Genomic DNA, 19,617 nt, shown 5'->3' with positions numbered 1-19,617 from the left:
TGCGTGCTTGGAATGAAAAGGGTCAGCGCAGAAGGTTGTCGGGCGTACGGCCGGCACGCAGCGCCTCGATGCCGTCGATGAGCAGCCAGCCCATGGCATCGCGCGTCTCGTGCGTGGCGCTGCCGATGTGCGGCGAAAGGAAGACGTTGTCGAGCCCGCGGTAGCTGGGGTGCACGTGGGGCTCGTTGGCGAACACGTCGAGCCCCGCGCCGCGGATGTGGCCACGGCGCAGCGCATCGATCAGCGCTTCGTCATCGACCAGATCGCCGCGGGAGATGTTGACCACCACCGAGCCCGCCGGCAGGCGTGCCAGACGCTCGGCGTTGAAGACGCCCTTGAGCGCCGGCGAACCGGGCGCCGCGATCATGAGGATGTCGATGCCCGGGAGCATGTCTTCCAGCGTCGGGTGGTAGGTGGCCCCCGCCTCCAGCTCGGCCACGAGACGCGAGCGGTTGTGATAGTGGATGGCCAGCCCGAAAGCCCGCGCGCGTTCGGCGATGGCGCGGCCGATGCGGCCCATGCCGAAGATGCCCAGGCGCCGCCCGACCAACCCCATCCCCAGCAGCTGGGTGGGCGCCCAGCCCTGCCAGGCGCCGCTGCGCACCAGCCGGTCGGCCTCGAAGCCGCGGCGGCAGGCATTGAGCAGCAGCATCAGCGCGATCTCGGCGCAGGCATCGCTGAGCACGTCGGGCGTGTGCAGCACCTGCACGCCGTGGGCGCGGGCGGCGGCCAGGTCGATGTGGTCGTGGCCCACCGACAGCGTGGCCACCACGGCGAGCGAGGGCGCCAGCGCGGCGATGACCTCGGCCGTCACCGGCTCGGTGGCCGTCACGAAGAGCAGGTGGCAGCCCTGCGCACGCGCCGGGATCTGCGCGGCGGAAAGAATCGAATCGTCGTCGTTGACGACCAGCTCGAAGCGCTCGGCCAGGGCCGCCTCGACGGCGGGGGTGAAGCGTCGGCAGAGGAAGGCCCGGGGCCGCTCGGGAAGGTTCATGACTGTCTCTCTGGGTTCTTCGTTGCGCCGGCCATCGCCGTTTCGCGCTCAAGTTGTATTACAAATACGTCACATCACTTCTGTCAAGCACGAAGCGCCGGTGCTATTCTTCGGCCCCCGACCTGCCTGCCCTCATCATGGCCTTCCCGATCCAAGACGATGCGACCTCCCGCGCTGCCGAAGGCACGCTGGCCGACCGGGTGACCGGCCTGATCGCGGCGGACATCCGTGCCCGCGTCTACCCCGCCAACACGCGCCTGCCCACCGAGCTGGCCATGACCCAGCAGTACGGCGTGAGCCGCACCGTGATCCGCGAGGCCATCTCGCGCCTCAAGTCCGAAGGGCTGGTGGAGACGCGCCAGGGCAGCGGCACGGTGGTGCGCGACCCCAAGGCCGCCGATGCCTTCCGCCTGGGCCAGGGCAGCGCCACGACTGCCGAGCCGCCCGCTCAGGGCGTGCTGCGCATCCTGGAGCTGCGCCGTGGCATCGAGGCCGAGATGGCCGCGCTGGCCGCCGAGCGCCGCACCGGCGCCGAGATGACGCAGATCCAGCAGGCGCTGCGCGCCATTGCCCGCGCCGAGAAGGAAGGCCGCGACGGCGTGGAGGAAGACCTGGCCTTCCACATCGCCATATCCCGGGCCGCCCACAACCCGCACTACACCGAACTGCTCGGCATGCTCACGCGTGCACTGCACGACGCGATCCGCCTCACCCGCTCCAATGAGGCGCGGCGCACCGACCTGGCCGCGCAGGTGCAGGCCGAGCACGAGGCCATCTGCGCCGCCATCAAGGCACGCGATGCCGCGGCGGCCCGCACCGCCGCCTTCATGCACATGCACAACACCGCAGGGCGCATCGAGCAGGCGGGCCAGGACTTCTGGACCGGCGACAGCCGGGCCGCCGCACGCCGCGTGGCCCGCGCCAAGCTGGGCACGGCATCGCCCGCGACAGCCAAGGCGGGCAAGCCCTCCGCCCCAAGGTAAACACGGGGTCCGCGCGCAAAGTTGTCTGATAGATTCATCACACAACTTTGGCAAAAATCTGGCGAGCGGCTCCGCACGGACACCGCCGCCGCCCACCCTGCAGGCACCTTCGGCGTGCGGCAGGCCCTGCACCCGCCAACGCCTCCGCCATGAGTCCACCTCGCGTCCTGCTGACCGACCCGCTGCATCCCGACGCCTTTGCACAGCTCACGCAGTGGGCCGAGGCCGAGCAGATTCCCGACGGCGTGGTGCGTGAAGCCAGCGACGCCTGGCTGCGCGACGCCATCGACCGCTTCGACGGCATCGTGGTGCGGCGACTGCTCCCGGCCGACCTGTTCGACCGCCCTCAGCGCCTGCGCTGCGTGATGCGCCAGGGCGTGGGGCTGGACTTCATTCCGATCGAGCTCGCCACCGCGCGCGGCATTCCCGTGGGCAACACGCCGGCCGTCAATGCGAATGCGGTGGCCGAATACGTGTTTGCCGCCCTGCTCGCGCACGCCCGGCAGCTGGCCGACTTCGACGCCAGCGTGCGCGCAGGCGACTGGGCGGTGCGGGCCCAGGCCGGCGCCCGGACCTTCGAACTGCGGGGCCGCACGCTGGGCCTGATCGGCTTTGGCGCCATCGGCCAGCGCATCGCCGCCATCGCACAGCAGGGCTTCGGCATGGCGGTGGCGGTGTGCACCGGCACGCCCGCCAAGGTGCCTGCGGGCATGCAGGCGCTGTCGCTGCCGGCGCTGTTCGAGGCCAGCGACTTCGTGGTGGTGGCGTGCCCGCTCACGCCGCAGACCCGCGGCATGGTCGACGCCGACGTTCTGGCCCATGCGCGGCCCGGCGCAGTGCTGGTCAACGTGGGCCGCGGCCCCGTCGTGCGTGAGGAAGACCTGGTGCAGGCGCTGGCCCATGGCCCCCTTGGCGGTGCCGTGCTCGACGTCTTCGAGACCCAGCCACTGCCCGCCGACAGTGGCCTGCGCCATCACCCCCGCGTGCTGCTGACGCCGCACCTGGCGGGCATCACGCAGGAGGCCGAGCGGGCCATGGGCCTGATGGCCGTGGACACCCTGGCCGCCGTGCTGCTGCGCGGCGAGCGGCCACCCAACATCGTCAATCCCGCGGCCTTCGACGCCGAGCCCCAGGCCGGCCGCTGAAGCCGCCCACCCCAATCCAGAACAGGAGACAACCGATGAAGATCACCCGCATCACCGCCATTCCACTGTCGTACCGGCTGCCCGAGGGCAAGACCGTCACCATGGGCATCGGCAGCACGCTCAAGCGCGACTGCATCATCGTGCGCGTGGAGACCTCGGAGGGCATCACCGGCTACGGCGAGGCGCATCCCGGCCGCAGCCCCGGCGCCATCGTGAGCCTGATCCACAACACGCTGCAGCCGCTGCTGGTGGGCATGAACGCCACCGACGTGGTGGGCGCCTGGCAGCGGGTGCACCGCATGCAGCTGTCCAGCCACGGGCTGGGCGCCGGCACCTGCCTGGCGCTGTCGGGCATCGACATGGCGCTGTGGGACATCCGCGGCAAGGCCGCCAAGATGCCGCTGTACGAGTTGCTCGGCGGCTCGCACCGCCGCATTCCGGCCTACGCGGGCGGCATCGCGCTGGGCTACCAGAGCCCGGAATCGCTGGCCCAAGAAGCGCAGTCCTATGTGGCGCAGGGCTACAAGGCCGTCAAGCTGCGCATCGGCGACACCGTCAAGAACGACGTCGCGCGCCTGCGCAAGGTGCGCGCGGTGCTCGGCGACGACATCGACATCCTCACCGATGCCAACACCGCCTACACCATCGCCGACGTGCGTCGCGTGATGCCCGTGCTGGCCGAGATCCAGGCGGGCTGGCTGGAGGAGCCCTTCGCCTGCAACGACTTCGCCTCGTACCGCGAAGCCGCCAAGATCTCGCCGCTGGTGCCCATTGCGGCCGGCGAGAACCACTTCACCCGTTTCGAGTTCGGCCAGATGCTCGACGCGCGCGCCGTGCAGGTGTGGCAGCCCGACCTGTCGAAGAGCGGTGGCATCACCGAAGGCGTGCGCATCGCGGCCATGGCCTCGGCCTACCGCATTCCGCTGCATGCCCACAGCTCGGCCACCGGGCTCAACCATGCGGCCACGCTGCACTTCCTAGCGGCCACCGAGAACGCCGGCTACTTCGAGGCTTGTGTGTCGCACTTCAACCCCTTCCGCGACATGTTCGGCAGCACCTTCCAGATCGGCGACGACGGCTGCGTCGAACCGCCGCGCGGCCACGGCATCGGCATCGAGGTAGACGAGTCGATCTTCGACAAGTACCCCATGGTCGACGGCCCGGGCTATGTCGTGAAGTTCTGACCCACGCCGCAGCCGCCACCCCGCCCGCCGGTGCGCAACCGGCATCACGACAACGACGACGAACAACGGAGACAAGCCATGCAATTCGACAAGCGCCAACTGCTGCGGGCCATGGCCGCAGCCCCCCTGACCCTGGCCGTGGGCCACGCCTGGGCCAACGACGACTACCCGAGCAAGCCCACGCGGATCATCGTGCCGTACACGCCGGGCGGCTTCAACGACACGCTCGCGCGCACCGTGAGCGACCGCCTCAATCGCACCTGGAAGCAGTCGGTGGTGGTGGACAACCGCCCGGGCGGCAACACCGTGCTGGGCAACAACCTGGCCGCCAAGTCGCCGGCGGACGGCTACACCATCCTCATCACGCCCCTTCCCTTCTCGGCCCTGCCCGCGCTGTACGGCAACAAGCTGCCCTACAACGCCACGGCCGACTTCCAGCCGCTGGTGTGGGCCGGCTCCACGCAGAACGCGCTGGTCGTGCGGCCCGACCTGCAGGGCGTGACCAACGTGCGCGAACTCATCGCCTACGCCAAGAAGAACCCCGGCAAGCTCAACTACGGCTCCACCGGCTCGGGCTCGTCCAACCATCTGTCGATGGAGCTCTTCATGAGCATGACGGGCACGAAGATGACCCACGTGCCCTACAAGGGCAGCGCCCCGGCGGTGATGGCCATGCTGGGCGGCGAGATCGACGTGCTGTTCGACAACGTGCCCAACCTGATGCAGCAGATCAAGGCCGGCAAGCTCAAGCCCATCGGCGTGACCGGCGCCAGCCGCGCGGCGCTGCTGCCCGAGGTGCCCACGGTGCAGGAGGCCGGCGTGCCCGGCTACGAAGTGATCGTGTGGTTCGGCATGCAGATGCCGGCGGGCGTGCCCAAGCCCATCGTCGAGCGCGCCAACCGCGACATCGTGGCCGTGCTGAAGGACCCGGAGGTGGTCAAGCTGTTCCGCGACCAGGGCGTCGAGGTGGTCGCCAGCACGCCCGAGGCCTTCGGCGAGCTGCTGGCCAAGGAGATTCCCAAGTGGACCAAGGTGGTGACTGACGCCGGCGTCAAGCTGGAGTGAGCAAACGGGCGGGCGGGCGCGCACGAAACATGCTGGCGGTCAGCCCGCCCGTCGCACAATCGAACGCCATGCCCGCCAGCCTCAGCCCGCTGCCTCCGGCGCCTGCCGGTCAACCCTTCACCCGCGAGAGCCTGTTCGACGGCTCCGTGATGGCCGCCCTGAAGGCCTGCGCCCCGCCCGACGTGCGGCTGCGCACCCAGGAAGAGCTGGACGCCTGCCTGGACGCCACCCTGGCGAGCCACGACCCGGCCGACGACCTCTACCTCTTCGGCTACGGCTCGCTGATGTGGAACCCCGCCATCCACCACATCGACGCCGCGCCCGCCCTGGTGCGCGGCTGGGGCCGGCGCTTCTGCCTGTGGCTGTACATGGCCCGCGGCTCCGTCGAACACCCCGGCCTGATGCTGGCCCTGGACCGCGGCGGCGCCTGCCGCGGCATCGCCCTGCGCATCGCGGCCGAGCAGGTGCGCAGCGAGCTGCAGTTGGTGTGGCGGCGGGAGATGCTGTCGGGGGCCTATGCCGCGCGCTGGGTGACGGCCGAGTGCCAGGGGGAGCGGCGGCGGATGCTGACCTTTGTCGCGAACCGGGCGCATCCGCGGTATGCGGGGCGGATGGAGCCGGGGGAGGTGGCGCGGTATATCGCCAGTGGGCGGGGAGCTTTGGGGACCTGCAGGGATTACTTTCAGCACACGGTCGATGCGTTGGCTAGCCTCGGCATGCATGACTTAGAAATCCAGCGGGTCGCGATGGAACTCAGCACTCCGCTCACTACGGCCACTTCTGCATAAGCCTCGGGCTGATCCTGCACCCACGTCGTCTTTCAATTTTTGCCTGTAGTCGGTGAAGTTAAAGTGGCTCGGGCGCGCAACCCGGCTCTTAATCCGAGGACCGACGCCGTGTAACCATACATAGTCCACCTTGGCAGTTGCGCTGTCAGCCGCGGCAGGGGACTATTAGGCACTTGGAGAATTCGACTTGGCGGTAACTGACTGCACAGGATTCAATCCAGAACGCGCTCGGGGCAATATGAGATCGCCACGTGATGAGGGCGTCGGCGGTCAGTGGATGTAATCGGGATGCAAGACCCTGCCTCTAGCAGAGATAGCCAGCGCTGCCAATACTGCATTCCCTTGCCAGGGTCTGCTGCACTAGCCTATTTGCTCTACTTGCGCTACAGAAACAGCTGGATTTTTGGTTAGACTCCTCAGCATCTAGCAGTTCGGAGGACGAAATGGCAACTACTTACGGCGGAGTCTCAGGCACATCAAGCTCAGACCCGCGGAAAGAGCTACTTCAAGCCGTCGATTCCGTAGCAAAGCGCGGCGGCATCCCTCGTGATAAAGCAATTACCGCTTGGTATGCATCTACGCTGCTCGGCATTGATGAAGATGAAGCGATCGACGCTGCATCAGTAGACGGGCCAGAAGATGGCGGCTGCGACTTTATTTATATTGATGAGGATCAAGAGACTGTTTATGTCTTGCAGGGCTACGTTTCTGACCGGCCAGAAAGAACAGCTGGCATAAAAAAGTGGAACGCCCTGCTAGCAGCAGTTTCAAGTATCAAAGACCCAGTATCGTTCAAGCACAGCGGCCGACAAGATATTTTCGAGCGTCTAAGTGAAGTCGACGTTAAATCTTTTTCTCTAGTTTTTGGTTTAGTTACGCTAGCATCTAAATCTGATCAAATCGCTCGCCATCTTGAGTCCACCACACGGTCTAGAGTTTACAACGATTCAAATTTTTTCTATGAATATCAGGAGTCACTATACGATAAATTTGTTGTCGCGCGAGCGGCAGATCGAAATGTCGGTCGTGACACTATAACCTTCAATGGTCCAGTAGTAGACGTCAAAGGGGAATTTGGCCACGCAATAGTTGGGGCAGTTCCGGCTTCAGAACTAGTACGACTGCATGCCAAATATAAGAACCAACTCTTCGAAGGCAATGTGCGCCTGTTTATTGGTCAAAGAAAAGGAGGCATTAACGAAAAAATAGTTGAGACTGCCAGGGAACGCCCGGGCGAATTTTGGGCCCTGAATAATGGGATCACCATTGTGGCAGATGATTTTGAAAGCGAAACTTCTACGAGATACGCTATTACAAGATTCTCAATTGTTAACGGCTGCCAGACCACCGTAAGTTTATCCAAGGCAATCGAAGGTTCCACTGATGCCGGAAAATCTCAAGTCCTTGTCAGAATTGTCGGTGCGAAAAAGGCATTATTAACTGATATTGTTAGGTATAACAATACTCAGAACCCGGTAAAACTTGCCGCCGTACGTCTTTTAGACCCAATACAAGAAAGTCTTCGTACTGCATTAGCGACAATTGACTATTTATACGCCCCAAAGCAGGAAGGGGCGAAAACGGTAAAAAATTCCAAACGCATCGAACTCGACAGAATTACACAATATCTGGCTGCGATGTCGGATGAAACAATATTAGAAGCGGTCGCAAAAAAGGCAGAACTTTTCGATCGCTCATATAAGAGCATATTCCCACGAAGCCTGAAGCCGGAGCGGGTTTTGCTTGCTTGGTTAATAGCTCAAGAGATCGAGGCCGAGCGCTCTCACATGCTGTCGGCAACAGAGGCAAAAGATGATCCGGTAATGCGTGCAATACTGGGAATACACGGCACACCTTGGGGCATATATGTCGCTAATGTGCTTATCGAGAACTCCGGGTCTGACATGAGCAAGTTAACGCTGAAGAGGATGACGTCACCGGACTTTAAATCGGCGCTCGCCAAATATGCGCGAAAGGCAATCGAACTTTACGCCGAGATCGCAATCAATATAATTAGCACAGATGATGGCTCATCGAATGCAAGAAATGAACTGCGCGTGAAACCATTTTTGGATAAATTGAAGCGAAATCTCTCCCTAAAAATGACGCGATTTAGTGCATGGAAGCTACCTAAACTAAATTTGGTCAATACCTAACGCTGACCCCTGTTTTCTAAGAATTATCTTACAACGGAGGGGAACGTTAATGCAACTTGAACAAACAATCAAACCACTCAACGTTGCCGCTGCGACGATACTGATACAGCTACTTTTTATTTCTCTCCTTGCTGTAGCTGCATCACTTCATGACCGCAGGTCAAATTATTCGGCTGGGATGAGCGATAGGTTTTCTGGTTTAGCCGCCCGCGGCCTTCGTCGATCACCGCTCCTTTTCATCGCCTTATTTTCTCTTGCGACATTGTTGGTGTCGGAGGAACTTTACTCAATCTGGAGCCCGATTTTTCAGGGCGTTGGAATCAATACTGTATCGGCTACCACTTCGATCGCCTTGGTATTTTTTTAGATATACTCTTGGTGAGTTATTTGATACTTTGCTCCGGCGGTAGTCGACAAAGCCCATTTGTATCCGCTCTTTTCACACTCCCAGCGCTTGCAATATTTCTCAGGCTTCCACCGTCGTTATTTATCGCAATGACCTTTGCCACTGCGATAATTTATATTATTCTGTTCTTACCCCAGCTTCCGACCCCGAACGGCGCCGGGACGGCAACGATATTCGTCAACATTTCTTGTCTCGCTCTCTCTATTTTCACCGGCTACATTACCCGTCCAGTTCCGCTTGCCGAACTCAGCAAATCATCTGCGGTGCAACTAGGGCCTTCGACCACCAAGGCCTTTGAACGTACTTCAGCATGGCGCATAGATTGGTGTGGAGAGCATCTTGATAGCCTCACACCTCAAAATGCGGCTGAATCTCCCGAATCCGCTTGATCGCCACCCCCGCCGCCGCGGTGCGGGTCTCCACGCCTAACTTCACATACACCCGCTCCAGGTGCTTCTTGGCGGTGGCTGGGCTGGCGCCCAGGATCTCGCCGATGTCCTTGTTGGTCTTGCCCTTGACCACCCAGTACAGCACCTCGGCCTCGCGGGCGGTGAGCTTCAGGGCCAGGCTCATGGCCTCGATCACCGCCGTATCGGACAGCTCCCGGATGATGATGAGCCAGTCGCCCGCGCCGGGCACCGTCGCGCTGGCGGTGCCGTCCGCGTCGCCGGTCTGGCGGTGCACGCGCAGTTGCAGGCGGCTGGCGGCCTGCTGGCCAATCTCCAGGGGCGGAGGTTCGGCGCCGGCCTGCTGGGCCTGGGGCAGGTGGCGCTGCAGCCAGGCCACGATGGCGGCGGGCGTGGCGGGCGCCTCGGTGCCGCAGTAGCGCATCAGCAGTTCGCGCGCCAAGGAGGTCTGCCAGATCAGCCGCCCCTCGGGCATGCGCACGGTGATGCTGGCGTAGCCGAAGGCGTCCAGGGCGTTGCGGGCCTGGCCGGCCTGCTGGGCCTGCTGGCGCGCGCGGCGGGCGCCCTGCAGGTGCACGTTCATGCGGGCCAGCACTTCCTTGGGCTTGATGGGCTTGGTGACGTAGTCCACGCCGCCCGACTCCAGCGCCGCGACCAGGTGCTCGGTCTCGGTCAGGCCGGTCATGAAGACGATGGGGATGTCGGCCGTGGCCGCATCGGCCTTGAGGCGGCGTGCCACCTCGAAGCCGTCCATGCCCGGCATCATGGCGTCGAGCAGCACGATGTCCGGATGGGCCTGCGCCGCACGGGCCAGCGCGGTGGGGCCGTCGGTGGCCACGAGCACGGTGTAGCCCGATTCGTCCAGCGCGTCGTGCAGCACGGCCAGGTTGTCGGGCACGTCGTCGACCACCAGCACGAGGTCGCCGCGGGCGGTGTTCTCGCGCAGGCTGGCGGCCAGGGGGGAGATGGCGGGCGCGGAGGCGCTGCCGCCGTCGGAGAGGTCGTCGATGCCGATGCCGTTCATGGTCTCAGGAAGCTTCCAGCGCTTCGGCCAGGGCGCGGCCCATGTCGTCGAAGCGGAACTGCCGCGCCAGCGTGCGCTGCTGCGCCGTCCAGGCCGCGCATTCGGGCTGGGCGGCGTCGATGTCGTCGAGCTTGGTCATGATCCCGCGAAGGTAGCCGAGTTGGACGGCCTCTTCCAGGGCGCGCAGGCGCCCGGGCGCCGGGGCGACGATGGCGGCCGGCACGGCGGGCTGCGCCGCGGCGGCCGTGGCCGGGTCGGCCGTCCAGCGCAGGTCGAGCCGGCGGCCGATCCAGTCGAGCAGCTCGCTGTGGCGCACCGGCTTGACGAAGAAGTCCTCGGGCGTGATGCCGACGTCGTTCTCCAGGCGCTTGTCGAAGGCGTTGGCCGAGACGATGGCGAACTGGGCGTCATGGCCGGCGCCGCGCCCGGCCGCCAGCAGTGCACGCGCGCGCCGGATGGTCTCCCAGCCGTCGATGCCCGGCATGGCCAGGTCCACGAAGACGGCGTGCGGCCGGTAGCCGGCGGCCAGCAGGTCGAGCGCGTCGTGGCCGCTGGCGGCGGTGCGCAGCTCGAAGCCCAGGGGCTGCAGCAGGTGCACCAGCAGGTCGCGGTCGGCCTCTTCGTTGTCGATCACCAGCAGCTGGCGGCGCGGGCCTTCGTAGCCACGGCGCGGCGTCGGCAGCTCGGTCGCCGGTCCCGCCGCCAGGCTGGTGCTGCCGATGGCGGCGCCGTGGCCCAGCGTGCCGGCCATGGCCTCGTGCACCCGCGGCAGGAACAGCCGCACGCGGAACAGCGCACCCTGCCCCGGCGTGCTGCTGACCTTCATCTCGCCGCCCATCAGGTCGGTGAGCATCTTGGCCATGGTCAGGCCCAGGCCGGCGCCGGGGGCGCTGCCGCGGGAATCGCCGCGGGCGAAGGGCTCGAAGATGCGGTCCATCTCGTCCGCGCTCAGGCCAGGGCCGGTGTCTTCCACCTCCAGCGTGGCGAACTCGCGGGCATAGGCGGCGCGCAGCGTGACCTGGCCCCGGGCCGTGAACTTGATGGCGTTGCCCAGCAGGTTGATGAGGATCTGCCGCACGCGGCGCTCGTCCGCGCGCACCACGGCCGGCAACTGCGCGGCCGGCTCGAAGACGAAGCGCAGGCCCTTGTCCGCGGCCTGCAGCTCGAACATGTCGGCCAGCGACTGCAGCATGTCGCCGAAGGCCATGGGCCGGGCCTGCAGCGTGAGCTTGCCGGCCTCGATGTGGGCCAGGTCGAGCGTGCCCTCGATGAGCGAGAGCAGGTGCTCGCCGCCGCGCTTGATGACGGCCACGGCCTGCTGGCGGTGCGGCGGCACCGACGGGTCCTGCCCCATCAGCTGCGCGTAGCCCAGGATGCTGTTGAGCGGCGTGCGCAGCTCGTGGCTGATGGCGCTGATGTAGCGGCTCTTGGCCTGGTTGGCGGCCTCGGCGGTCTGGCGCGCCTCGTCGGCGGCCTGGCGCGAGGCCTGCAGGGCACGGTCGGTCTGGCGGTGCAGCTCGATCTCGCGCATCAGCAGGCGGGTCTGGCGGTTCGATTCCTCCTGCGCCACCTTGCGGCTCTGGTGCGCCAGCACCAGCCACCAGGCCACGATGCCGGCGATGAGCAGCAGCGCCATGTAGGCCTTGAGAAAGCCCGAGCCCAGGGCCTGCGCGGCCTCGCTGCCGGCGGCCCGACCCGCGGCCACCGAGGGCGCGCCGCCGCTGTCGATCCAGTCGCCGATGCCGCGCAGCTCCTGCTGGTAGAGCACGCCGAAGACGGCGGCCAGCAGCGGCACCACGATCAGCATCAGCATGAGGAAGTGGCCCAGGCCCGTGTCGAGGTAGGGCCACACGCGCCGGGGCAGCAGCCAGCGCAGCACGGCCGACCACTGCGCCGACAGGCCCGCATGCGGCTTGCACAGGTCGCCGCAGCGGGCGTCGAGGGTGCAGCACAGCGAGCAGATGTCGCCCTGGTAGGCCGGGCAATGGGCCATGTCGGGGCCTTCGTACTCGCGCTCGCAGATGACGCAGCGGCGGGGGGCCAGGCGCTGGTAGGTGGCTTCGGGGGCGACCCAGTGGATGCGATGGGCCCGCTGCCGCGACGCCGATGGCTGTTGCGCCTTCCCCCGCTGGGGGAAGGCGGGGATGGGGGCCACTGCGCCCAGTGATGAGCGCTGCGCCTGAGCTGGCCCCCACCCCTGCCCACCCCCAGGGGGGGAGGGGGGAACAGCCTTGGCGCCGCTGGAGGGAGCGGGCGCAGCGGCGGCAGGCGCCCCCGGATGCCGCGCCAGGTAGAAGCGCCCGCCCGTGGCCCAGGCGATCAGCGGCGAGGCGACCAGCGCCGTGCCCAGCGCGATCACGGCCGAGAAGGCCTGCGCCATCGGCCCGAACACGCCCAGGTGCGCCGTGATCGACACGCCCGAGGCCAGCACCATGGCGCCCACGCCCACCGGGTTGATGTCCCACAGGTAGGCCCGCTTGAACTCGATGCCCGGCGGCGACAGGCCCAGCGGCTTGTTGATGACCAGGTCGGCCACCACGGCCATCATCCAGGCGATGGCGATGTTGGCGTACAGGCCCAGCACGTCGCCCAGGGCCTCGAAGACGTTCATCTCCATCAGCATGAAGGCGATCAAGGCGTTGAACACCACCCACACCACCCGGCCCGGGTGGCTGTGCGTCACGCGCGAGAAGAAGTTGCTCCAGGCCAGCGAGCCGGCATAGGCATTGGTGACGTTGATCTTGAGCTGCGAGATGACCACGAACAGCGCCGTGGCCGCCACCGCCCAGCCGTACTGCGGAAAGACGTATTCGTAGGCGGCCAGGTACATCTGGTTCGGGTCCACCGCCCGCTCGGTGGGCACCATGTGGGTGATGGCCAGGTAGGCCAGCAGGGCGCCGCCCAGCATCTTGGCCACGCCCAGCACCACCCAGCCCGGGCCGCCGGCCACCACGGCCGCCCACCACCGCCCGCGGTTGGCGGCGGTGCGCGCCGGCATGAAGCGCAGGTAGTCGGCCTGCTCCCCCATCTGGGTGATGAGGGCGATGCCCACGGTCAATGCGGCACCAAATCCGTGCAATCCAAAGCTGGAAGCGCCACCACGATCACCACCATAGTGCGTGATGCCCGAAAATGCACCAGGATCGCGCGCCAGCACGAAGGCGAAGGGCACCACGAGCATGAGCAGCCAGATGGCCTGCGTCCAGACCTGCAGGCGGCTGATGGCCGAGACGCCGTGCGTCACCAGCGGAATCACCACCAGCGCGCACACCAGGTAGCCCCAGGCCGGCGGAATGCCCAGCGCCAGCTCCAGCGCATAGGCCATGACCGCGGCTTCGAGCGCGAAGAAGATGAAGGTGAAGCTCGCGTAGATCAGCGAAGTGATGGTCGAGCCGATGTAGCCGAAGCCGGCGCCGCGGGTCAGCAGGTCCATGTCCACGCCGTAGCGGGCCGCATAGGCGCTGATCGGCAGGCCGGCCAGGAAGATGATGAGCCCCGTCGCCACGATGGCCCAGAAGGCATTGGCAAAGCCGAACTGCACCAGCAGCGTGGCGCCCACGGCCTCCAGGATCAGGAAGGAGGCGGCGCCGAAGGCCGTGTTGGCCACCCGCCATTCGGACCACTTGCGAAAGCGCTGCGGCGTGAAGCGCAGGGCGTAGTCCTCCAGCGTCTCGCTGCCGACCCAGCTGTTGTAGTCGCGGCGGACCTTGACGATGCGCTGGGGCGCGTCGTCGGCGTCGGGCGCGGCGGGCAGGGGTGAGGCGTCGGCGTTCACAGGCGGCAGAGTGCAGCTTTCATGCCGAGCAAGGCACGACTGTTGCAACGCGTTGACGCTGCCTATCATGCGGCGCCCGGCCCTTCCTGCCGGCATGCGGCCGCCCGTCGCCGCACGGACACCAGAGCAAAGCGAACCATGGAACTCACGCCCAGAGAAAAAGACAAGCTGCTGATCTTCACCGCCGCCCTGCTGGCGGAGCGGCGCAAGGGCCGCGGCTTGAAGCTCAACTACCCCGAAGCCGTCGCGCTGATCTCGGCGGCCGTGATGGAAGGCGCCCGCGACGGCAAGACGGTGGCCCAGCTCATGAGCGAAGGCCGCGAGGTGCTGACCCGCGCCGACGTGATGGAAGGCGTGCCCGAGATGATCCCGGACATCCAGGTCGAGGCCACCTTCCCCGACGGCACCAAGCTCGTGACGGTGCACCAGCCCATCGAATGAGCCCCCGGCCCGCCCTGCACTGCCCGGCCCGACCCGCTCTTCTTCCCCGATTCCTCCGAAAGACGCCCATGCGCACTGCCCGCCCCCTGCTCCTTCGCATTGCCACCGCCCTGGCCGCCACGGCCGCCCTGCCCGCGCTGGCCCACACCGGCGCCGATGCCGGCGCGCACCACGGCTTCGTCGCCGGCTTCGTGCATCCGCTGACCGGCCTGGACCACCTGGCCGCCATGGTGGCCGTGGGCCTGTGGAGCGCCCTGGCCGCCAACAGCCGCCGCGAGCTGCTGGCCGCGCCCATCGGCTTTGCCGGCATGCTGCTGGCCGGCGCGCTGGCAGGCCTGGCTGGCCTCTCGCTGCCGGCGGTGGAGCCCATGATCGCCGCCTCGCTGCTGGTGCTGGGCCTGCTGGTGGCCACGCAGCGCCGCCTGCCGGCACCGGCCGCCGCCGCGCTGGTGGGCGTGTTCGCCGTGTTCCACGGCATCGCCCATGGCCGCGAGCTGGCCGAGCACGGCGGCGCCGTCGCCACGCTGGCCGGCATGCTGCTGGCCACCGTCGGCCTGCATGCCGCGGGCATCGGCCTGGGCCTGGCGCTGCGCCATGCCACCCGCTGGCTGCCGCGCATCGCCGGTGCCGCCGTCGGCCTGTTCGGCCTGGCCCTGCTGGGCGGCGTCGCCTGATCGAAAGGGCACACCCATGATCCCGGGCGAACTGCTCATCGACGCGGGCGACCACGACCTCAACCCCGGTCGCCGCACGCTCACCGTCGTCGTCAAGAACGGCTCGGACCGGCCGATCCAGGTCGGCTCCCACTACCACTTCGCCGAAACCAACGGCGCCCTCGACTTCGACCGCGAGGCCGCGCGCGGCATGCGGCTGAACATCGCCTCGGGCACCGCCGTGCGCTTCGAGCCCGGCCAGCAGCGCACCGTTGAGCTGGTCGACTTCGCGGGCGACCGCATCGTCTACGGCTTCCGCGGCCTGGTGCAAGGAAAACTCTGATGGCCCACATTTCGCGCCGCGCCTACGCGGAAATCTTCGGCCCCACCGTCGGCGACCGCGTGCGCCTGGCCGACACCGGCCTCGTGATCGAGGTCGAGCAGGACTACACGCTGCGTGCCGGCGGCTACGGCGAAGAAGTCAAGTTCGGCGGCGGCAAGACCATCCGCGACGGCATGGCCCAGAGCCAGCGCACGCGCGCCGAAGGCGCCGTCGACACGGTGCTGACCAATGCGCTCATCCTCGACCACTGGGGCATCGTCAAGGCCGACATCGGCCTCAAGGACGGCCGCATCGCCGCCATCGGCAAGGCCGGCAACCCCGACACCCAGCCGGGCGTGGACATCGTCATCGGCCCGGGCACCGAGGTCATCAGCTGCGAAGGCAACATCGTCACCGCGGGCGGCATCGACAGCCACATCCACTTCATCTGCCCGCAGCAGATCGAAGAGGCGCTGGCCAGCGGCGTGACCACCATGCTCGGCGGCGGCACCGGCCCGGCCACCGGCACCTTCGCCACCACCTGCACGCCCGGCCCCTGGCACATCGAGCGCATGCTGCAGGCGGCCGACGCCTTTCCGATGAACCTGGGCTTCCTGGGCAAGGGCAACGCCAGCCGCACCGGCCCGCTGCACGAGCAGATCGAGGCCGGCGTCATCGGCCTGAAGCTGCACGAGGACTGGGGCACCACGCCCTCGGCCATCGACCACTGCCTGGAGGTGGCCGAGGCCACCGACACGCAGGTGGCCATCCATTCGGACACGCTCAACGAGTCGGGCTTCGTCGAGGACACCATCGCCGCCACCAAGGGCCGCGCGCTGTGCGCCTTCCACACCGAGGGTGCGGGCGGCGGCCATGCGCCGGACATCCTGCGCGTGGTGGGCGAGGCCAACTTTTTGCCCTCGTCCACCAACCCCACCATGCCGTACACGCAGAACACGCTGGACGAGCACGTGGACATGCTGATGGTGTGCCACCACCTGGACGCCGCCATCGCCGAGGACCTGGCCTTTGCAGAATCGCGCATCCGCAAGGAAACCATCGCGGCCGAGGACATCCTGCACGACATGGGCGCCATCAGCATGATGAGCAGCGACTCGCAGGCCATGGGCCGCGTGGGCGAGGTCATCATCCGCACCTGGCAGACGGCGCACAAGATGAAGGCGCAGCGCGGCAGCCTGCCCGAGGACAGCGCGCGCAACGACAACTTCCGCGCCAAGCGCTACGTCGCCAAGTACACGATCAACCCGGCCATCTCGCACGGCATCAGCCACGAGGTGGGCAGCCTCGAACTGGGCAAGTGGGCCGACATCGTGATCTGGAAGCCGGCCTTCTTCGGCGTGAAGCCCTTCTGCATCATCAAGGGAGGCAGCATCGCCATGGCGGCGATGGGCGACCCCAACGCCAGCATCCCGACGCCGCAGCCGGTGCACTACCGGCCCATGTTCGGCGCCTTCGGCGGCAACCTGGCCAGGAGCAGCCTGACCTTCGTATCGCAGGCCGCCTACGACGCCGACGTCGGCCGTCGCTACGGCCTGGCCAAGACGCTGGGCGTGGTCAAGAACATCCGCAACATCCGCAAGAAGGACTTGATCCACAACGGCCTGACGCCGGTGATGGAGATCGACCACCAGACCTACGCCGTACGCGCCGACGGCGTGCTGCTGACCTGCGAACCGGCCAAGGTGCTGCCGATGGCGCAGCGCTACTTCCTGTTCTGAAGAGAAGGCGCAGGCAAGGGGCCGCTCGGCGCCCTGCCCGCTTTCGGGGCCGGCCCAGCGCAGACCAGGCGCGGCCTCATGTCTGTGAGGTTTCGGCGGGCGCCTCGCTGCTGGGCGGCTTGAGCAGAAGCGAGCGACCCTCCCAGGTGTACTCCAGGGCCATGCCTGGCTCCAGATTCCAGCGTCCGATCATCTCCTGCGGCAGCGGCACGATCATTTCGCCGTTCACTTCGACAATGCGCGTTTCGTACACGTTCACTGCCTGTGTCCGTTGATCGGACGGCATTCTCCACACCACCATGCTCACCGCCAACAAACTCATGCCCCAGGGCCGCGGCCTCGCGCCCGTGCTAGTCAAGCGCGCCGCCACGATCGAACTCGACTGGGATGTGCGCCAGAAGAGCCGCTTCGACACCACCGACTCGCAGGGCCGGCGCATCGGCGTCTTTCTGCCGCGCGGCACGGCCGTGCGCGGCGGCGACATCCTGGTGGTGGAAGACGGCTCGCTGGTGCGCGTGATCGCGGCGCCGCAGACGGTGCTGCGCATCACCCATTGCACGGCCCACGGCACGCCCTTCGACCTGGTGCGCGCCGCCTACCACCTGGGCAACCGCCATGTGCCCATCGAGCTGCAGCCCGACCACCTCAAGATCGAGCCCGACCATGTGCTGGCCGACATGCTGCGCGCCATGCACCTGATCGTGAACGAGGTGCAAGAAAGCTTCGAGCCCGAGGGCGGCGCCTATGGCGGGCATGTGACCAACGATGGGCATTCGCACCATCACCATGGGCATGCGCACGGGGGTGGGCACGACCACGACCACGACCATGCGCATGCGCACGGCGGTCATGACCATGACCATGACCATGACCACGAGCACGGCCAAGGCCACGACCACGGCAAGGCACAGGGCGGCCATGTGCATGGGCCCGGTTGCGGCCATGACCATTCGCACTGAGGCGCACGTGCGCCGCAGCCAGCCCCCGTTCGCGCCCCTCTCCCCTCGTGGGAGAGGGGTTGGGGAGAGGGGGCGGCCCGCGCCCCACCCACGCAGCCCCCTCGTGCGGGCCGCCCCCTCTCCCCGGCCCTCTCCCACGAGGGGAGAGGGAGAAACAGCCAACGGCGCTGGGCCTTCGAAGCAGGCCATCGTCACGCCATGATGCCGCTCGCCCCACACAGCCTTCTGCAACTGATCTGGCTCGCCTCGCCCGCGCTGCCCGTGGGTGGCTTCTCGTATTCCGAAGGGCTCGAGGCCGCCATCGAATGGGCCGGCGTCAAGGACGAGGCCACCGCGGCCGATTGGCTGGCAGGCCAGCTGCACCTGAGCCTCGCGCGCGGCGACCTGTCGGTGGTGGCCCAGGCCATCGCCGCCTGGTCGGCGGGCGACCTGGCCCGCGTGCAGTCGCTCAACGACTGGGTGAGGCAGACGCGCGAATCCGCCGAGTTCCTGCTGCAGACCGAGCAGATGGGCCGCTCCTTCGTCGAATGGCTCAAGCTGCACCATGCCGATGCCGCCGCCTGCTTCGCCGAGCTGCCGCCCACCTACCCCGTGGCCTTCGCCTTCGCGGCCGCGCGCGCGGGTGCCAGCGCCCAGGACGGCTGTCTGGCCTTCGCCTTCGGCTGGGCCGAGAACATGAGCGCCGCCGCCATCAAGGCCGTGCCGCTGGGCCAGAGCGCCGGCCAGCGCATCCTGGCGCGGCTGGCGAAGGAGATCCCCGCCGCGGTCGAGGCCGCGATGGTCCTGCCCGACGAACGGCGCCAGTCCTTCTCGCCCATGCTGGCCATCCTGTCGGCGCGGCACGAGACGCAGTATTCACGGCTGTTCCGCAGCTAGGCCCGACGGCCCTTCCCCACCTTCACGCAACAAGACCATGACCGCCCTGCACCACGTTCCGAACCGCACCAAGAAACTGCCGCCCCTGCGCGTGGGCATCGGCGGCCCGGTGGGCTCGGGCAAGACCACCCTGCTGGAGATGCTCTGCAAGGCGATGCGCGCGCAGTACGACCTGATCGCCATCACCAACGACATCTACACCAAGGAAGACCAGCGCCTGCTCACCGTGGCCGGCGCGCTGCCGGCCGAGCGCATCCTGGGCGTGGAGACGGGCGGCTGCCCGCACACCGCCATCCGCGAGGACGCCTCCATCAACCTCGAGGCCATCGACCGCATGCTGGGCGACTTTCCCGATGCCGACGTGGTGTTCGTGGAAAGCGGCGGCGACAACCTGGCCGCCACCTTCAGCCCCGAGCTGTCGGACCTGACCATCTACGTGATCGACGTGGCCGCCGGCGAGAAGATCCCGCGCAAGGGCGGCCCCGGCATCACCAAGAGCGACCTGTTCGTCATCAACAAGACCGACCTGGCGCCGCACGTGGGCGCCGACCTGGGCGTGATGGAAGCGGACACGGTGCGCATGCGCAAGGGCAAGCCCTTCGTGATGACCAACCTCAAGACGCAGGACGGCTTGGCCCAGGTGGTGCGCTTCATCGAGGAACGCGGGATGCTCGCTGCGGGTTGAGCAGGCGCGGACGCA

The 19,617-nt window shown here is 66.9% G+C and carries 18 protein-coding genes; 14 read left to right on the top strand and 4 right to left on the bottom strand.

The genetic code is table 11. From position 1 onward, the window contains the following. Positions 1–22 precede the first annotated feature (22 nt). A complete protein-coding gene (locus L0984_RS22030; protein WP_234196434.1) occupies positions 23–994 on the bottom strand; it encodes a 2-hydroxyacid dehydrogenase in 972 nt (323 codons plus the stop codon). 137 nt (positions 995–1,131) lie between these two features. Between L0984_RS22030 and L0984_RS22025 the strand changes: the two genes are divergently transcribed. The 7 genes from L0984_RS22025 to L0984_RS21995 all read left to right on the top strand — a co-directional run bounded on the left by L0984_RS22025 (position 1,132) and on the right by L0984_RS21995 (position 8,682). Beyond that, positions 1,132–1,977: a FadR/GntR family transcriptional regulator gene (locus L0984_RS22025; protein ID WP_234196432.1), complete on the top strand. Its 846-nt coding sequence runs from the start codon at positions 1,132–1,134 to the stop codon at positions 1,975–1,977. A 149-nt stretch (positions 1,978–2,126) separates the two neighbouring features. Further along, the gene (locus tag L0984_RS22020) at positions 2,127–3,122 is read left to right on the top strand and encodes an NAD(P)-dependent oxidoreductase (RefSeq protein ID WP_234196430.1); all 996 of its coding nucleotides are present in this window, start codon (positions 2,127–2,129) and stop codon (positions 3,120–3,122) included. 35 nt (positions 3,123–3,157) lie between these two features. Beyond that, on the top strand, positions 3,158–4,306 hold the full coding sequence (locus L0984_RS22015; protein ID WP_234196428.1) for a mandelate racemase/muconate lactonizing enzyme family protein: 1,149 nt from the start codon (positions 3,158–3,160) through the stop codon (positions 4,304–4,306). A gap of 78 nt (positions 4,307–4,384) precedes the next feature. Beyond that, on the top strand, positions 4,385–5,371 hold the full coding sequence (locus L0984_RS22010; protein ID WP_234196426.1) for a Bug family tripartite tricarboxylate transporter substrate binding protein: 987 nt from the start codon (positions 4,385–4,387) through the stop codon (positions 5,369–5,371). A gap of 68 nt (positions 5,372–5,439) precedes the next feature. Continuing rightward, on the top strand, positions 5,440–6,159 hold the full coding sequence (locus L0984_RS22005; RefSeq protein WP_234196424.1) for a gamma-glutamylcyclotransferase: 720 nt from the start codon (positions 5,440–5,442) through the stop codon (positions 6,157–6,159). Positions 6,160–6,602: 443 nt separating this feature from the next. Further along, positions 6,603–8,315, top strand: a complete 1,713-nt coding sequence (locus L0984_RS22000; protein ID WP_234196422.1) for an AIPR family protein — start codon at positions 6,603–6,605, stop codon at positions 8,313–8,315. Between the two features lie 49 nt (positions 8,316–8,364). Further along, positions 8,365–8,682 (top strand): hypothetical protein, encoded by a 318-nt coding sequence (locus L0984_RS21995; RefSeq protein ID WP_234196420.1) that lies wholly within the window; start codon positions 8,365–8,367, stop codon positions 8,680–8,682. A 387-nt stretch (positions 8,683–9,069) separates the two neighbouring features. Here L0984_RS21995 and L0984_RS21990 read toward each other — a convergent pair whose 3' ends face one another. Further along, positions 9,070–10,152 (bottom strand): response regulator transcription factor, encoded by a 1,083-nt coding sequence (locus L0984_RS21990; protein ID WP_234196418.1) that lies wholly within the window; start codon positions 10,150–10,152, stop codon positions 9,070–9,072. Positions 10,153–10,156: 4 nt separating this feature from the next. Continuing rightward, positions 10,157–13,996 carry a hybrid sensor histidine kinase/response regulator gene (locus tag L0984_RS21985; RefSeq protein ID WP_370646133.1) on the bottom strand — a complete coding sequence of 1,280 codons (3,840 nt, stop codon included), beginning with the start codon at positions 13,994–13,996 and terminating at the stop codon, positions 10,157–10,159. Positions 13,997–14,065: 69 nt separating this feature from the next. Between L0984_RS21985 and L0984_RS21980 the strand changes: the two genes are divergently transcribed. The 4 genes from L0984_RS21980 to ureC all read left to right on the top strand — a co-directional run bounded on the left by L0984_RS21980 (position 14,066) and on the right by ureC (position 17,082). Further along, positions 14,066–14,368, top strand: coding sequence for an urease subunit gamma (locus L0984_RS21980; RefSeq protein WP_017762114.1), 303 nt, complete (start codon positions 14,066–14,068; stop codon positions 14,366–14,368). Positions 14,369–14,436: 68 nt separating this feature from the next. After that, complete coding sequence (locus tag L0984_RS21975) at positions 14,437–15,042, top strand: HupE/UreJ family protein (protein ID WP_234196414.1); 606 nt, start codon at positions 14,437–14,439, stop codon at positions 15,040–15,042. Positions 15,043–15,058: 16 nt separating this feature from the next. After that, positions 15,059–15,364 carry an urease subunit beta gene (locus L0984_RS21970; protein WP_017761531.1) on the top strand — a complete coding sequence of 102 codons (306 nt, stop codon included), beginning with the start codon at positions 15,059–15,061 and terminating at the stop codon, positions 15,362–15,364. Beyond that, the gene (gene ureC, locus L0984_RS21965) at positions 15,364–17,082 is read left to right on the top strand and encodes an urease subunit alpha (protein ID WP_234196411.1); all 1,719 of its coding nucleotides are present in this window, start codon (positions 15,364–15,366) and stop codon (positions 17,080–17,082) included. Before L0984_RS21970 ends, ureC begins: the two co-directional genes overlap by 1 nt. 76 nt (positions 17,083–17,158) lie before the next feature. Here the strand turns inward: ureC and L0984_RS21960 are convergent, their stop codons facing one another. After that, complete coding sequence (locus L0984_RS21960; RefSeq protein ID WP_234196409.1) at positions 17,159–17,341, bottom strand: hypothetical protein; 183 nt, start codon at positions 17,339–17,341, stop codon at positions 17,159–17,161. 40 nt (positions 17,342–17,381) lie between these two features. Between L0984_RS21960 and ureE the strand changes: the two genes are divergently transcribed. The 3 genes from ureE (at position 17,382) to ureG (ending at position 19,602) form a co-directional block, all read left to right on the top strand. Then, positions 17,382–18,041, top strand: a complete 660-nt coding sequence (gene ureE / locus L0984_RS21955) for an urease accessory protein UreE (protein ID WP_234196407.1) — start codon at positions 17,382–17,384, stop codon at positions 18,039–18,041. A 201-nt stretch (positions 18,042–18,242) separates the two neighbouring features. Continuing rightward, positions 18,243–18,917, top strand: a complete 675-nt coding sequence (locus tag L0984_RS21950) for an urease accessory protein UreF (RefSeq protein ID WP_234196651.1) — start codon at positions 18,243–18,245, stop codon at positions 18,915–18,917. Between the two features lie 37 nt (positions 18,918–18,954). Further along, positions 18,955–19,602: an urease accessory protein UreG gene (gene ureG / locus L0984_RS21945; RefSeq protein WP_234196406.1), complete on the top strand. Its 648-nt coding sequence runs from the start codon at positions 18,955–18,957 to the stop codon at positions 19,600–19,602. Positions 19,603–19,617 lie beyond the last annotated feature (15 nt).

Source organism: Pseudacidovorax sp. NFM-22, from assembly GCF_021401245.1.
In the GTDB taxonomy this organism is placed as follows: Bacteria; Pseudomonadota; Gammaproteobacteria; order Burkholderiales; family Burkholderiaceae_C; genus Xenophilus.
Note: the sequence above shows the minus strand (reverse complement) of the source record. Positions and strands in the feature narration are given on the sequence as shown.